The sequence below is a fragment of the Clostridium sp. UBA3061 genome (assembly GCF_002367465.1).
Classification (GTDB): domain Bacteria; phylum Bacillota; class Clostridia; order Clostridiales; family Clostridiaceae; genus Clostridium_J; species Clostridium_J sulfidigenes.
Map to the genome: position 1 here is coordinate 288,034 of NZ_DFCF01000010.1, position 14,942 is coordinate 302,975.

Here is a 14,942-nt window from a genome sequence, read left to right on the forward strand (position 1 = left end):
ATCTTAGAAGGTTTATTAAATGCAAAAATATATTTCTAAATACAACTGAATATTTATATAAACAAATAAATAATAACTAATCAAAAAATTGCTGGTAAATAATTCTTAACTTTAAATCTTGATATCTTCATCATATTTAAGGCTAATTCAATAATTAAAAGTGAACCAACACAAGTCATTTCTGCAATAGATATATTTTTATCCTTACATTGTTTTTCAACTTCTAAAATATGCTTAAATCTAATTCATGGGATAATTTTTCTAGAATTTTAATTCCACCTATGCTATTTCCCTGAGCATCAAGAGCAGGACCTACAACTCCAATTCCCATCCTCCTAGGTACTGCAGCCATTATTCCACCACCTACTCCACTCTTTGCTGGAATTCCTATATGTACAGCAAACTTACCAGATGCATCATACATGCCACAAGTAACCATTATGGTTTTAACTATTCTGCATGCCTCTCTAGATATAACTCTTTCATTATTTATAAGAACTCCATCATTGGCAAGCATAGCTCCTATCCTAGCTATATCTTTACAAGTTATCTCCATAGAACAAGCTTTAAAGTAGACATCTAAAATTTCCTCTACATCCCCTTCTATTATACCATTACCCTTCATGTAATAAGCTAATGCTCTGTTTCTATTTCCTGTTTTCTTTTCACTCTCATACACATTGTAATTTATACCTATCTCATCATTTCCAGTTATTTTTCTAGTAAAATTAAGTATTCTATTTATTTTTTCATCAGCTGTTTCTCCATTAATTAAAGACACTGTTGCAATAGCTCCTGCGTTTATCATAGGATTTAATGGTTGTTTTTGTTCGTGAGTTTCCAAGTTAGTTATGGAATTAAACCCTGAATCTGTAGGCTCCATCCCCACTTTAGTGAAAACGTATTCTGTACCATTATCTAAGATTGCTAACATTAGGGTTATTACTTTAGACATACTTTGTATTGTGAATTTAATATCCCAATCACCTGCAAAATATTCTTCACCACCTAAATTGGTAACCCAAATACCTAAAGCTTCAGGATTAGCTTTTGCTAGTTCTGGTATATATGAAGCCACTTCACCTTTACTTGTCCATTTTCTACAATCTTCAATTATATTTTCCAAGATCCTCTTCATTATCATGTCTCCCCTCTGATTTAATTACTTACAGTTTTATTATATTAATCAAGTACCTATTTTTCAATACTTAAGTATTAACTTCTACACTATCCTTATCTAAGATAAAAATACTATTGTAATCCTTAGGATATTGTGGTAAAATACTAAATGTACTAGCCGGTGTGATGGAATTGGCAGACGTGCGGGACTCAAAATCCCGTGGTGGCAACACCGTACCGGTTCGACCCCGGTCACCGGCACCAGTAAAAAACCTCTTGATTAATCAAGAGGTTTTTTTATATTATAAACTTATTTTAGCAAATAATATCATGAAATATTTAAACTGAAATATAATAATATTATAAAGTATTATTATCAGGAGTATCTATGATTAATTCAAGAGATTGTAGTTTATATTACGATGAAAGTGTATCTAACTTTCTTGTTCAATATAAAAATAAAGATGAGTTTAAAGAACAGATAGATAAAATACCCTATGCTTGTGGTGATGTAATTACAGATAATCTAGCTGTAGTAGCAGTGTCCCATTTAAAAATGAATAGATTGTTAAAAGAAGTTCCCCAAATTATTTTTTTCGACTTTAGAAAAATGTTTGTATTAGGTGAAACTTCAAAATCTACTTCCCCTCCTTCTGTGGGTAATATAAATTCCATATTAATAAATCCTTATTTGAATTTAACTGGCAGAGGAGTTCTAATAGGTATTGTAGATACTGGTATAGATTATCTTAATAATGAATTTATTAGAGAAGATGATACCTCAAGAATAGTTAGCCTATGGGATCAAACTATCTCAAACAATAGTTCTAGCACCTATATGGGTACTACTTATTCTAATGAACAAATTAATGCAGCAATTAAAGCTTATAGAAACAATGAAGATCCTTATACCATTGTGCCATCTAAAGATACTATTGGGCATGGCACACAGGTTGCAGGGATTATAGGTGCCAGAGGTAATAACTCTGATGTAAGAGGTATAGCCAATGACAGTGACTTTGTAATTGTAAAGCTCTTTGAATCTACTAATTTTAGAAAAGCCTTATTAGAAAATGGTGTAGAGTATACCCCAGTATATAATGCCAGTGAAATCGTATCTGGAATCGAATATTTAAAAAATGTTGCTATTGAACTTAAAAGACCCATGGTAATATATTTAGGCTTAGGTTCTACAGAAAGTAGCCACGATGGAACTAGCTTGATTTCCAGATATGTATCCTCTATAGGTACTATTAGAGGAATATGTTTAGTCTCAGGCGTTGGAAATGAAGGAGCTGCTCAAACCCATGCTACTGGTTATATCAAAAACAAAACTGACCCATCATCCCTAGAGCTTAGAATAACAAAAGAAATGAAATTTTTCACATTTAACATATGGGTTAAAAAGCCAAACAGAGCTTCTTTGGTCATAGTATCTCCTACTGGTGAAAGCTCTAGCCTATTAAAATCCAAGGATGTTAATGAACAGAATACTAAATTCGTATTCTTAAACACTAGATCAAGAGTTCTATATTTTAATCCTGAACATTTTACTGGCCATGAAGTTATCCATGTAGAATTTTATGACATAAAACCTGGCATATGGACTTTTAGACTAATAGGAGAATATTTAATTGATGGTCGATATGATATTTGGCTACAACCCCATAATACTTTACCTGGCGGTACCGAATTTCTTCAACCTAACCCATTAAATACACTAACTGAACCATCCACAGCTGTTAATGTTGTTACTGTTTCTTATTACGGTGAAGATAATGCTTTAATTTCCACTTCTGGAAGAGGTTTTAATACCAACAACCTAATCAATCCTGATATAGCTACTTTAGGCACAAATATTTTAACAACCAAAGTTACTGGTGGCACTACCACCATGTCTGGTAGTTCTGCTGCAACTGCTATAGTTGCAGGAGCCTGTGCAATATTATTAGAATGGGGAATTATTAATGGCAATGATCAAACTATGTATTCTCAAAAAATTAGAAGTTATCTAATGCATGGTGCTGCTAGGAGCAGTTATTACCGTTTTCCTAATCAGGAATTAGGATATGGATATTTAGACCTATTAGGTGTTTTTAACTTTATAAGTAGATCCTATTCTACAGATATATCTCTTAACAGAACAAACACTTGCGATGAATGTAATAAAAATGATGATTATATTGTATATACTACTAATAATGTGTTTATAAGAATTCCAAAATGTATTGTAGGTGATTTTATATGAAGCGACATTTAGATGTTCCTGATAACATTTTTTATGATATAAATTACGATCATTATATTGTTCAGTATCAAGGAAATATTCAACAAGATATCACTCAAGAGCCGAGTCACTATTTAACTATAATTAATGACAGATATGCAATCATATCTCTGCCTAAAAACGTAGAAATATCTGTTGGTGACCCTGAATATCCATCCATTGTATATGTAAAACCAGTTGAAATGTATACCCTTCAACAGATTACCCCTACAGAGGCCTCTCAAGTAGGTTTCTTACAGCTAGACCTACCTTTAACTTTAAATGGCAGTGGTGTAAATATAGCAATTCTTGATACAGGTATAGATTACTTAAGCGAAGAATTTATGAGGGATAATGGAGAAACTAGAATAGAATGTATTTGGGATCAAACAATACCTTCTAATGGCAAAACTTTAGATTACTTTATTCCATACGGTACTGTATATGAAAAAGATGATATTCAATCTGCTATACAAGCAGCTAGAGAAGGCAAATCCCCCTATGATATAGTACCAACCATAGATGAAATTGGTCATGGTACAAATATGGCTGGGATAATTGGAGCCACTGGTAAAAATCCTCAGTTAAAGGGTGTAGTCCCAAATTGCGATTTTGTAATTGTAAAACTAATCGAAGATTTTTCCTATAAATCACAATTTAATGTTAAAGTTCCCCTTTATAATATAACTACTATTTTTGCAGCCCTAGAATTTTTATATAGATATTCTTTAACTTCATCTAAACCAATGGTCATCCTTTTTCCTCTTGGTACAAATTTAGGTAACCATTATGGAACTGGAATCTTAGAGCAGTATATAGAGTCTTTAAGCCAAAATAGTGGACTTGTAGTTGTTGTTCCAACTGGGAATCAAAGAGATAAAGGATGCCATGCTTCTGGAATATTATCTGAACCTGGAGAACTTCATATAGTAGAAGTTGATGTATCTCCAGAGCAAAATAGTTTATGGATGGATATTTGGGTAGATTCACCTAACATCATGTCAGTAGAAATTATATCTCCCTCTGGTGAAAGCACTGGTGTTATTGGGGCCGTAATTAATAGTACAGAATATTATGATTATATATTCGAAAAGACTTCGGTTAAGGTTAATTACTATTTACCTGAAGATATTACCGGTCATGAATTAATTCGAATTAGATTTTATGACATACAATCAGGCATATGGAAACTTAGATTGATTACAAATACTGTATTAAAAGGTAACTTTAATGCTTGGATTCCGGAAGAAGGCTTAACTGTTGGTGGTACTCACTTTAGCCATGCTGATCCCTTTGGAACATCTACTAATCCAAGCAATTCCCCTTATGTAATCTCTGTTGCAGCTTATAATCAAAATAATAATTATCTTCTAAACTACTCCGGCGCAGGTTTTAACGACCTTAAATTCAATTATGTTGATATAGCAGCTGGTGGTGTAAATGCTATAGCCGTAGCTCCTAACAACGAAATTGCAACAGTTAATGGTACCTGTGTAGCTGCTGCTGTTGTTGCTGGTGCTTGTGCCATGTTATTTGAATGGGGATTTACTAGACTTAATGATCCCTACATGTATTCTCAAAGTATAAAAACCTATATTGCAAGAGGCGCTGTACAACGTCTTGGCGATATATATCCTAATCCTCAATGGGGCTATGGATTATTAAATATACTTCAAATGTTTCAAAATATGATTTAACTATACTGGTAAAACCCTAATCATAAAATATACTATGATTAGGGTTTTGTAACTTTTCTTCTTTTAAACTCTTTTTTAACACATACTCACTTTAACATTTTTACCCATATTACTAAGTATCTTTTCTAATTCTCTTATTATTCCTAATTTTATAGTATAACTAATATGACTATTGGAATCATCATGAACAGGATTTATTGCATTCCCTATAAAAAAATTTATATCAGTTGATTCTTCAAATAAAATTTTTGCTATCATGGAAGCTCCGTCTATTTTATTTCTTAAATCTAAGGATATATTTGATGTAACACTATATTGTTTAGCAATATTTAAAACTTTTTCCAAAGTTATAACTCCTTCTGTAACTAAATCTACTCCTTCAATACACGCAGTTGATGGTGTCTCCTCATTGCATGTATTATTGTTTATTACAATAGGTTTATTTAAATATCTACTTACTATCTTAGCCGTAGTTCCTCCACAAATTATCTTCTTACCTTTTCTTGAAAAAAAAAGTTTTAATACCTTATTATCATCTTCTTTATGCTCTGGTGGACCTATCATAAGATTTACTACTTTTCTCTCACAAATTTTAAACACAGCAACGGTTATGTCATCATCTGGGGAATTTAAATATAAATCCATAGATGCATTTGCTATGGTTGCTGCCATCCTTTGTGGTGACATTTCTGGAGTGTACCATCTCTGAACGTATTCTATAACACTTTCTCTTCTCCACCCATTTTTTGTAGTTCTTCCAAGACCAGCACTTGTAACTCCATCAGTTAAAAGTATTATCATATCTCCTATATAAAGCTTAATATTGCTTTCATATATTTCTTTTTCATATATAACTTTGCACATTGAATCATATACAACGTTTTTCCCTTCTCTAATTAAAATTACCGACGGATTATCAAATTGTGCTAAATATGCATCACCTCGTTGATAAATTTGAAGTATAGTAAAAGTTGAATATGCCATATTTCTAACTTTGCAAATTGGTAAGCTTTTAGCTATTGTATATACGCTTTCCTCTATAGACATATTACTAGCCATCATGGTGCCTAATATCTTTGATGTTAAAGTTGCTAGTATATTAGCCTTAATACCACTTCCCAACCCATCAGACAATACAAATGTGGTCTTATCTTTACCTTTTAGTGTAGTATAAAAATCTCCAGAGATAGATTCACCATGTTTGTTAAAGCTTGCAAATCCGCTTTCCAAAAACAAATTAGTCATAATCCTCTTCCTCCATAAGTATTGCTTCTTTAAGGTCTGTAAGTGCTACTTGAGTTTCAGCGGCTGTTTCTCCAAGTAATGATGCAATCTCATGTACAATACACATATGCTTTTCAACAATTTTATCAGTTATCTCTGCTCTATGTGTCTTTTCTTTAATTAATTTCTCTCTTTTTAGTTTTAGTTTAGTTATATCCTTCATTATACAAATAACAATTCCGCTATTTTTATCATATATAAAATTCTGTTTAACAAACTTACCGTATTCAGGTAAGTAAACATTTTCATTCGCTACATTCTCTTCTTTGCTAATTACCTTTATAAAATCAAATTCATCCAAAATTCTAGATACTGAAAAACCAATAATATCTCTGGAATTTTGAATTTCAAATATATCACAAGCTGATTTATTAATCTGTTGAACTTTTAAATTAGTATCTACAGTAAGAATAGCATTAGGTGTAACACTTATAATCTTATCTGAAAAAGATTCTGCTTTTTCCTTCATATAGGGTAAACACATACTTATTTCTGCTTTTCCTAAAATTACTGCTATTGCTTTTTCTCTACAAGTTGAATACCCACAAGTTCCACAGTTCAATTCATCCTCAATACTGTTTTTCCCCATTTTTCTTAATATACTGCTAGTCTCCCTATCACTAGGAGATTGAACAACTACTTGTTCATCTGTAATTCTTCTACTTGTATCAATACTATATTTCAAATCAAAATCAGTAGGATTACATTCATTCAATGCTATACTTTCTACCTTATTCATTGAAGATATCCGTAGGGCTTTGTTATGAGATGATGCTGGTCCATTTATACAACTACCACTACACGCACTCATTTCAATAAAACAATTATCTAGATTATTATTAATTATTTCTTTTAGGGTTTCTATGCAATTATCTAGACCATCAATAGCAATATATCTATACTCAGAACTTTTATTCATTGTATTCAAAATTCCTCCAGTTATGGGGAATAATCTTGAAACATAAGTGTTTTTATCTATGTTTATATTATCTTCAAATTTTAATCCTTCTTCATTTATCCAAATATCTAGTTCTTCAAAAGTAATGGTTATATCATTGTATTCTTCTCCACTTCCACATTCTTCTTTTTTAGATATGCATGGACCAATAAACACAACAATAGCATCCTTTATATTACTTTTCAATAAATTACTATGAGCTTGCACTGGTGAAATTACAGGTGCTAAATACTTTACCGCTTCTGGATAATGCTTCTGAACTAATTTAACAACCGTAGGACAACATGAAGATATAATTATATTTTTCCAATGATTTTTAATCAAATTTTCATATTCACTTTTGACTATGTATGCTCCTTCTGCCGTTTCAAAAGCATTACTAAATCCAAGCTTTCTTAGCACATTAGCAAATTGTGAAAACTGAGTAACGTTGTAATTTGAAATATAAGAAGGCGCTATACTAGCAATAACCTGTTTCCCATCCCTGATCAAATTCTTTATAGTTAATACATCATTACGAACTTCTTTGGCATTCTGAGGGCAAACAACCATACAATTACCACATAAAATACAATCTCTTTCAATAATCTGAGCTTGATGATTTTTTACCTCTATAGCTTTAACAGGACAATTTCTAATGCATTTATAACAGTTCTTACAATTAGCTTTTTTAAATTTCAGTATACCCATGGAAAATCTATCCCCTATCATAAAATAAATAATGTAAACTATTTAACAATATCAATTTGATAAAGTTTTAACAACTCAATTGTATAGCCGAATAGTATAATTGTCAATTCTAACTAAGGCTCAAATTCCAAGTGCTAAAATATATTCTATAATTTTATTTTCTTAGTGTATATATGTATGAAGTATATTGTTTTCCATAAAAAAAGATATGCTTAACATATCTTTTTGATTAAATTAACACTATTATATCCACATATTATCTGTAAGTTTTTCAATTTCTTTCTTAAGTTTTTCCGTCTCTTTATTATTAATAATATATTTATCATTAACTAAATCCATACAATCTCCCTCTTTAACGCCCTTTGGTAAATATATAATTGGTATATTTACCATTTCCATATCTTCCTTTTCACATACAGCGTACTCTTCTTCAAACCTATCTATAATTATCATAACCTTCCTCCTTTTATACTATTATTAATATAAACATAATTTTTATAATTAAATGGTAAATATTTATAATACAAATATTGCATTTTTATTTATACATATTATACCTAGTATTTTTTCTTATTAGTAGTAATAATTACACCTTAACTTTCATAATTTATAAGGAATAGAGGGGTTGATATTTTGAAAAAGAAATTTTTAATTTTATTTATTATTATTATAACAATAACCACTGGCTGTACAAGGGTAAAGTCATCACTAAATAAAGAAAAAACATATCTTGATTATTATACTCAAGAACTAGTAACAAATCTTAATAAATCAGAGCCAACGCGTATTTCTGTATTTTATAAAGAATTTTTTAAAGAATTTGATTTTCCTTCTACAGAATCTAAAGATATTGTTAGTTTTTTAAATTCCTTAGATGAAAGCTATTTCATAAAAAAACCTAATGATTTACCTGAATCTTATAAATATAAAGTATATATTGAATTCCCAAATAAAAAATATGGCATAACTATATTTAACGAAAAATATATATCTATCTATGATTGGGATGGTAAATATGAAGTTGATTACTTAAACATTACTGAAGTGCCAATTTCCTATAACTTATATGGTATTTGTAAATACTTTACAGAAGAATAGTTAGCAATAAAAGAAAATATAAAAGGCAGAAGAATATTTCTTCTACCTTTTATATCTTATCCTATGACTACCAGCTCTAATACTACCCTCTTCTTCAAAGTAGGTGTAAAGAGCTGGTACGTCCCTGGATAACGATTTCCCCTAAAGGACAACGAATTCTAAGTATCGAAAATACTGATACTAAGAATTCTGCTAGTAACCTTCAGAGGGAGTGTAAAAACTCCCTCTGAAGCAAAGAACTCTGTTTATATAAATATTTAAATTAGATATCTAATAAAAATGCCTCATAAGCTCTGCAAGTTTCATATATGTCTGCTTTACTTGCAATTTCCCATGGCGCGTGCATATTGTGTAGAGCTACACCTGAATCTATAACTTCCATTCCATATTCAGCAAGAATGTATGCTATAGTACCACCGCCACCTTGGTCAACTTTTCCAAGTTCTGATGTTTGCCAATAAACATTATGCTTATCCATTACTCTTCTTAATTGAGCAATAAATTCTGGATTTGCATCATTACATCCACCTTTTCCTCTTGCTCCAGTATATTTATTGAATACCACACCCTTACCGAAGAATGCGTTATTTTGCTTTTCACTTACTGATGGATAATTTGGATCAAAAGCTGCACTTACGTCTGAAGAAAGCATTTTAGAATTTGCAAGTGCTCTTCTAACTTTAAGTTCACTATAATCTTCAACAAGGTTTACAAGTTCTGCTACAGTGTTTTCAAAGAATCTTGACTGCATTCCTGTTGCACCTTGACTTCCAACCTCTTCTTTATCTACAAGTAATGTGATACAAGTTTTATCTGTACTCTTAATTTTCATCATTGCTTCAAAAGAAGTATATGCACATATTCTATCGTCATGACCATAGGCCATAACCATTGAACTATCTAAACCATAACTTCTAGCTCTTCCTGCTGGAACAACCTCTAGCTCTGCTGATACAAAGTCTTCCTCTGTAATTCCGTATTTTTCATTAAGAAGTCTTAATATGTTAAGTTTAACTCTATTTTTAGCTTCTTTATCTTCTACTGGTATAGATCCAACACATACATTTAAACTTTCGCCTTCGATTCCTTTAGCTAATGTCTTAGCCATTTGATCTGCAGATAAGTGAACTAATAAATCTGATATTCCTACTACTGGCTCCCTATCATCTTCACCTATAACTATGTTTACTACACTTCCATCTTTTTTAATCACAACACCATGAATTGCTAGAGGTATAGTAACCCACTGATATTTTTTAATTCCTCCATAGTAATGAGTTTTAAGCATTGCAAAATCTGAATCTTCATATAATGGATTTTGCTTTAGATCAAGTCTTGGTGAGTCAACATGTGCTCCTAATATTTTAAAACCTTTTTCTATAGGTTCTGTTCCTATTAAGAATAATGCAAGAGTTTTTCCCATGCAATTAGCATAAACTTTATCTCCAGCTTTAAGCTTTCTTCCTTCAGCTATGCACTGATTTATATCTAAATATCCGTCTTTTTCTGCCATTTCTATGAATTCAGTAACACATTCTCTTTCAGTTTTACACTTTGACATAAAATCTATATATCTATCTGATAATTCGAATGCCTTATCAAGGTCTTCCTTTCCGTATTTATCCCAGACCAATTCATATTTCTTTTCTAATTTTTTTAAATCTTCCACTAAAATCCCTCCCAATAAAATCATAGTCATATAATTATACTTTTATATTAACTCAACTCAAATTGATTTACAATTTAAATTTGTGAAAATTTCAAATGTATACTATATTTAAATTTATTACAGTAAACTTTATAAGTAAGTGCCTAATACAACTTAAAATTTTTATAAAATTATTCTTTAAATTATATTTTTCGCACTAAAACTCTTAAGGATTTTGACTATCCATGATTCTCTTTTCAATTGTTTCTACCGCAGTACAATTTGATGTGGCATTATATCTAAAATTAGCTGCTGCAGCTTCGATTATAACTGCTATGTTACGCCCTGGCTTTAAAGGTAATACTATTTTCTCTACCTCAACCCCTAGTATCTCCATATACTCTTTATCTACTCCAAGTCTTTCATATTTATCATTTACGTCCCAGTTAACTAAAGAAATAACTAAGTTGATATTTTTTTGAGAAACTATACAGCTACTACCATAAATTGCTGATAAATCAATAATTCCCATACCTCTAACTTCAAGCATTCCTGTAGTTATATAAGGACAAGAACCATATAACTTTCCATCTATTTCTTTAATATCTACTGCATCATCAGCTCCAAGCCTATGACCTCTTTTAATAAGCTCCAATGCTGCTTCACTTTTTCCTATTCCACTTTCTCCTATAATCAATATGCCAATTCCATACACATCTACTAAAACACCATGAAGCCTAGTTTCTGGAGCTAACTCTGAGTCTAAAAAATTACTAACCCTATTAATGAATTTTGTAGTCTTATCAATACTTCTGAGAACAGTAACATTTTTATTTCTTGCTTCTTCTAAAAATTCATCATGTACTTTTAATCCACTTGTAATTATTACTCCAGGTATTGGGAAAGAAAAGTATTTTTTTATTCTACGTATCCTTACTTCTGGATCAAGACACTTTAGATAACTCCACTCAGTTTTACCTACAACTTGAATTCTCTTATTATCGAAATAATCATAGAAACCAGCAAATTGTAATCCAGGCCTATTTATCTCACTTACCACAATATTAGATTCTAAATCTCCTTCTACCAAAACCTCTAAATTATAGTTGTTAACTAAATCTAAAACTTGTACTCCCATCTTACGCCTCCCCTACCTCATATCTTGCATTTATAATTATTGATTACTTAAATTCTATTTTACTAATTATTATGTTTTGGGTCTACAGGTTTATATCCACTAATTTGAGCCTTAAAATTTCTTTTAACATTATCTATATACCTTCTTCTCAAAACTTGCTGTCTATTTTTTTCAGCTTCTGTTAAACCAGATTCTTGGCTCTTTTTATATAAAAAATTTATTTCCTCAATAACTTCTTCTATTTTCATATTATCAATATTTATATATTCTTTATTCATTTTTCCTCCTAATAGTCTATTATACGATTATATAATAACTCCCCCCAAATAATTACTATGATGTGAATTATAGTATTATTTATAGGTATTTTTTTAATTATTTTAAATTTATATTTGTTACATGTCGCAAAGTGTATTATTATATTTACTTCGATATCCGAGAAATGGCTTTAAGTCATCTTCATATATTTACTTATAAGTTTTTTATGATATATTTATCGCTTTTATGGTGATTTTTGTAAAACTTAATATGAATTTGACTATTAATAATCATTAACATTATGCTATATCTCTGTTAAAATAAAAATATAAAGTTTAAGGATGTGATGGTATGTTATTAAAATTTAAATTCCTAAATCAAAAAATTAAATCTTTTAAACTACTACTACATGTACTGCTTAGATTTAAGAGACCTACAGATAATATTGTTGTAATATGCTCTCAACATTTAGATGAATATATCGTAGAATATCAAAAGATGAGTAATAATTCTAATAATGATAAAAAACATAAGAAATTAGCCTAATTTACTTCCACATTTATCATGTTTTGACATTTTAAAATATCATCATAATGTTTATTAATATAATTATAATTTATGTCTGTATTGTCTATATATAGTTTAAATAAAATATCACAGTTAAGGGTATTAAAAAAATATTTACCTATAGTTTCCATATGGTTAAACATATTATTCCAGGAACTGCCCCCATTAAATATAAATATACCCTGTTTTCGTTCTTTTGTATTTTGTTTAAAAATAAACTTTTTACTCCAAAGCACTTGACACCTATCTATCAATGATTTTAATGGTGATGGAAACATACCAAAATACATAGGAGATGCTAAAATTATTATATCACATTCTTGTATATGTTTATAAATATCCGTCATAGAATCTTTAATTGAGCACTCCCCTAATACTTTACTACAATATTTACAATCAATACATGGATTAATATTCATATCATAACAATTAATATGCTTTATTTCCACGTTGGGATTAATACCTTCCAAAATTGAATCTACTATTTTATTTGTGTGACCTTCTTTATTGGGAGAACCATTTATTATAATTATTTTTTTCATAATTAATTATAACTCCATAATTAATTCATCAATATCTACAGGTAAAACTTCTCTATAAAATGCAACTAAAAAATTCATTGAATCATAATCCTCTTCAGAAAGCTCATAAGACAACATTTCATAATCTAAATCATACTCCTCTGAAATTTCATCTACTATGTCATTAATATTATCTATTGCAGTATCATTTAAATAAGGTAGAAAATACTCTTCATACCATTGTTCTCCTTCTCTTTTTTCCTCACAATCTTCATTGGCAAATTCTCTAGCTCCTTCAATTTCTAACTCGTCAAATTCGTAAGAAAATTTAATTATGAAGCAGTGATCATGCTTTTTTACTTCTGTAATATTTTCTAAAGCATTATCCTCTAAAATCTCTATAATTTCTTGTTTATTCATAGTATAGTACTCCTTTATTTTTATTTATTATATTTCTACTACATTTACTTAATTTTTGCATTTCTAAGTCTCTATATGCAAGATTTCTTTAATTCACTAAATTTATAAATTAATATTTGTTTATGTATTTCTTTATATTATATACTTTCACTTATTATATAATAAAGCTTAAATTTTACCTTTATTATATAATAATCTAAATTTTAGTATAAATCTATATGAAAGTTTTTAAATAGCCTATTTAAAGTTATTTATAATAACTTTAAATTCACAAAATAAACAAGAACTGTTAAAAGGTTATATTTATAAATAACCATTTAACAGTTCCATCTATTTTCACATTACCAATAAATAACTTTTATTCTTTACCTTCCACTAATTCATACATTTCATCAGCTTTTTCCATATAAAGAATTCCTTCTAAATGATCCATCTCATGACAAAAAACTCTTGCCATAAAATCTTCTACTTCATACTTTATAAGTTTACCATTTTCATTTAATGCTTCAACTATCATTTTTGTAGGTCTTTCAACCAATCCTTCATATCCCACATAGCTAAGACATCCCTCATAATCTCTAGCTGTTTCTTTAGATACTTTAATAGCTTTAGGATTAATCAGTATTAAAGGCGAAGAATTATCAGGCGTTAAGTCAATTAATATAACTCTTTTATTTACAGCAATTTGTGGAGCTGCAAGTCCAATACCTTCAACCGTTGATAATGTATCCTTTAAATCTTGAATTAAATCTCTTATTTCTTCATTTATCTCAACTACAGTATCACTAACCCTTTTTAAATGTTCATCTCCATATTGAACTATCTTCTTTACTGCCATCTTAAGTTACCCCTTTCATATTCTTTCATAAGTATATTAAACCATATTTTTATATATTTTTCATCCTATGTTTTTAGTATCTTACTAAAATACTAAGAAAAATAACCTACATAATAGCATATTAAAATTATCAAAGAAATACATCCCCTTAGTATATGATGTTTTAAATTCAGCTTATTAAATAATTTATATCCATGAATTATTGCAGCTACATGTATTGATATCAATCCTAACAAAAGTATATATAACATATTACTTCCACTTTTAAACTGTGTAATAGAAGCAAGTAAAATAGCTACGCTTCCTATAATCATCAATAAATTAGGGAAAATACTTTCTCTACTTTCTTTGATGGCCATAGCACAAGCAAACATAGATAATCCACCATAGATTATTATTAAAATCAAGGATATAAGTTTAAAAGTCATAGCCATATTACT

Annotated in this window: 16 protein-coding genes and 1 tRNA gene; 5 read left to right on the forward strand and 12 right to left on the reverse strand. The window is 29.6% G+C overall.

Annotated features, from left to right (window positions below):
- Positions 1–80: 80 nt before the first annotated feature.
- Together B2P65_RS08920 and glsA are read right to left on the reverse strand one after the other, a co-directional pair.
- Entirely contained in the window at positions 81–179 is a 99-nt protein-coding gene (locus B2P65_RS08920; RefSeq protein ID WP_346846530.1) for a DUF554 family protein, read from the reverse strand.
- Between the two features lie 44 nt (positions 180–223).
- A complete protein-coding gene (glsA, locus tag B2P65_RS08925; protein WP_346846529.1) occupies positions 224–1,138 on the reverse strand; it encodes a glutaminase A in 915 nt (304 codons plus the stop codon).
- 158 nt (positions 1,139–1,296) lie between these two features.
- Here glsA and B2P65_RS08930 point away from each other — a divergent pair.
- The 3 genes from B2P65_RS08930 to B2P65_RS08940 all read left to right on the forward strand — a co-directional run bounded on the left by B2P65_RS08930 (position 1,297) and on the right by B2P65_RS08940 (position 5,082).
- Positions 1,297–1,383: transfer RNA gene (locus B2P65_RS08930), tRNA-Leu, on the forward strand.
- 124 nt (positions 1,384–1,507) lie between these two features.
- Positions 1,508–3,367: a S8 family peptidase gene (locus B2P65_RS08935; RefSeq protein WP_346880023.1), complete on the forward strand. Its 1,860-nt coding sequence runs from the start codon at positions 1,508–1,510 to the stop codon at positions 3,365–3,367.
- On the forward strand, positions 3,364–5,082 hold the full coding sequence (locus tag B2P65_RS08940; RefSeq protein ID WP_346846527.1) for a S8 family peptidase: 1,719 nt from the start codon (positions 3,364–3,366) through the stop codon (positions 5,080–5,082). Before B2P65_RS08935 ends, B2P65_RS08940 begins: the two co-directional genes overlap by 4 nt.
- 75 nt (positions 5,083–5,157) lie before the next feature.
- Here the strand turns inward: B2P65_RS08940 and B2P65_RS08945 are convergent, their stop codons facing one another.
- From B2P65_RS08945 to B2P65_RS08955, 3 genes are all read right to left on the reverse strand, one after another.
- Entirely contained in the window at positions 5,158–6,327 is a 1,170-nt protein-coding gene (locus tag B2P65_RS08945; RefSeq protein ID WP_346846526.1) for a SpoIIE family protein phosphatase, read from the reverse strand.
- Positions 6,320–8,014, reverse strand: a complete 1,695-nt coding sequence (locus B2P65_RS08950) for a [Fe-Fe] hydrogenase large subunit C-terminal domain-containing protein (protein ID WP_346880024.1) — start codon at positions 8,012–8,014, stop codon at positions 6,320–6,322. Before B2P65_RS08950 ends, B2P65_RS08945 begins: the two co-directional genes overlap by 8 nt.
- Before the next feature lie 243 nt (positions 8,015–8,257).
- Entirely contained in the window at positions 8,258–8,467 is a 210-nt protein-coding gene (locus B2P65_RS08955; protein WP_346846524.1) for a DUF3006 domain-containing protein, read from the reverse strand.
- A gap of 180 nt (positions 8,468–8,647) precedes the next feature.
- On the opposite strand from B2P65_RS08955, the gene B2P65_RS08960 reads away from it, so the two are divergent.
- Complete coding sequence (locus B2P65_RS08960; RefSeq protein ID WP_346846523.1) at positions 8,648–9,112, forward strand: DUF4883 family protein; 465 nt, start codon at positions 8,648–8,650, stop codon at positions 9,110–9,112.
- A 262-nt stretch (positions 9,113–9,374) separates the two neighbouring features.
- Here the strand turns inward: B2P65_RS08960 and B2P65_RS08965 are convergent, their stop codons facing one another.
- The 3 genes from B2P65_RS08965 to B2P65_RS08975 form a co-directional block, all read right to left on the reverse strand.
- Positions 9,375–10,781 carry an aminopeptidase gene (locus tag B2P65_RS08965; protein ID WP_414632287.1) on the reverse strand — a complete coding sequence of 469 codons (1,407 nt, stop codon included), beginning with the start codon at positions 10,779–10,781 and terminating at the stop codon, positions 9,375–9,377.
- A 205-nt stretch (positions 10,782–10,986) separates the two neighbouring features.
- Entirely contained in the window at positions 10,987–11,898 is a 912-nt protein-coding gene (hprK, locus tag B2P65_RS08970; RefSeq protein WP_035133701.1) for an HPr(Ser) kinase/phosphatase, read from the reverse strand.
- 62 nt (positions 11,899–11,960) lie between these two features.
- Positions 11,961–12,161, reverse strand: a complete 201-nt coding sequence (locus B2P65_RS08975) for a DUF896 domain-containing protein (RefSeq protein WP_035133744.1) — start codon at positions 12,159–12,161, stop codon at positions 11,961–11,963.
- Positions 12,162–12,507: 346 nt separating this feature from the next.
- On the opposite strand from B2P65_RS08975, the gene B2P65_RS08980 reads away from it, so the two are divergent.
- A complete protein-coding gene (locus B2P65_RS08980; protein WP_035133703.1) occupies positions 12,508–12,702 on the forward strand; it encodes an aspartyl-phosphate phosphatase Spo0E family protein in 195 nt (64 codons plus the stop codon).
- On the opposite strand, the gene B2P65_RS08985 is transcribed toward B2P65_RS08980, so the two are convergent.
- From B2P65_RS08985 to B2P65_RS09000, 4 genes are all read right to left on the reverse strand, one after another.
- Entirely contained in the window at positions 12,699–13,265 is a 567-nt protein-coding gene (locus tag B2P65_RS08985; protein WP_346846521.1) for a flavodoxin family protein, read from the reverse strand. The genes B2P65_RS08980 and B2P65_RS08985 overlap by 4 nt on opposite strands.
- A gap of 6 nt (positions 13,266–13,271) precedes the next feature.
- Positions 13,272–13,664 carry a hypothetical protein gene (locus B2P65_RS08990; protein WP_346846520.1) on the reverse strand — a complete coding sequence of 131 codons (393 nt, stop codon included), beginning with the start codon at positions 13,662–13,664 and terminating at the stop codon, positions 13,272–13,274.
- A gap of 358 nt (positions 13,665–14,022) precedes the next feature.
- Positions 14,023–14,502, reverse strand: coding sequence for a peptide deformylase (gene def, locus B2P65_RS08995; protein WP_035133709.1), 480 nt, complete (start codon positions 14,500–14,502; stop codon positions 14,023–14,025).
- A gap of 92 nt (positions 14,503–14,594) precedes the next feature.
- Entirely contained in the window at positions 14,595–14,936 is a 342-nt protein-coding gene (locus B2P65_RS09000) for a hypothetical protein (RefSeq protein WP_346846519.1), read from the reverse strand.
- Positions 14,937–14,942 lie beyond the last annotated feature (6 nt).

Bases quoted from the DNA above. Each gene is read 5' to 3' on its own strand.
- B2P65_RS08950 (WP_346880024.1), bottom strand. From the start codon at position 8,014: ATGGGTATACTGAAATTTAAAAAAGCTAATTGTAAGAACTGTTATAAA.
- B2P65_RS09000 (WP_346846519.1), bottom strand. From the start codon at position 14,936: ATGGCTATGACTTTTAAACTTATATCCTTGATTTTAATAATAATCTAT.
- B2P65_RS08990 (WP_346846520.1), bottom strand. From the start codon at position 13,664: ATGAATAAACAAGAAATTATAGAGATTTTAGAGGATAATGCTTTAGAA.
- glsA (WP_346846529.1), bottom strand. From the start codon at position 1,138: ATGAAGAGGATCTTGGAAAATATAATTGAAGATTGTAGAAAATGGACA.
- B2P65_RS08985 (WP_346846521.1), bottom strand. From the start codon at position 13,265: ATGAAAAAAATAATTATAATAAATGGTTCTCCCAATAAAGAAGGTCAC.
- B2P65_RS08935 (WP_346880023.1), top strand. From the start codon at position 1,508: ATGATTAATTCAAGAGATTGTAGTTTATATTACGATGAAAGTGTATCT.
- B2P65_RS08980 (WP_035133703.1), top strand. From the start codon at position 12,508: ATGTTATTAAAATTTAAATTCCTAAATCAAAAAATTAAATCTTTTAAA.
- hprK (WP_035133701.1), bottom strand. From the start codon at position 11,898: ATGGGAGTACAAGTTTTAGATTTAGTTAACAACTATAATTTAGAGGTT.
- B2P65_RS08955 (WP_346846524.1), bottom strand. From the start codon at position 8,467: ATGATAATTATAGATAGGTTTGAAGAAGAGTACGCTGTATGTGAAAAG.
- B2P65_RS08945 (WP_346846526.1), bottom strand. From the start codon at position 6,327: ATGACTAATTTGTTTTTGGAAAGCGGATTTGCAAGCTTTAACAAACAT.
- B2P65_RS08940 (WP_346846527.1), top strand. From the start codon at position 3,364: ATGAAGCGACATTTAGATGTTCCTGATAACATTTTTTATGATATAAAT.
- def (WP_035133709.1), bottom strand. From the start codon at position 14,502: ATGGCAGTAAAGAAGATAGTTCAATATGGAGATGAACATTTAAAAAGG.
- B2P65_RS08920 (WP_346846530.1), bottom strand. From the start codon at position 179: ATGACTTGTGTTGGTTCACTTTTAATTATTGAATTAGCCTTAAATATG.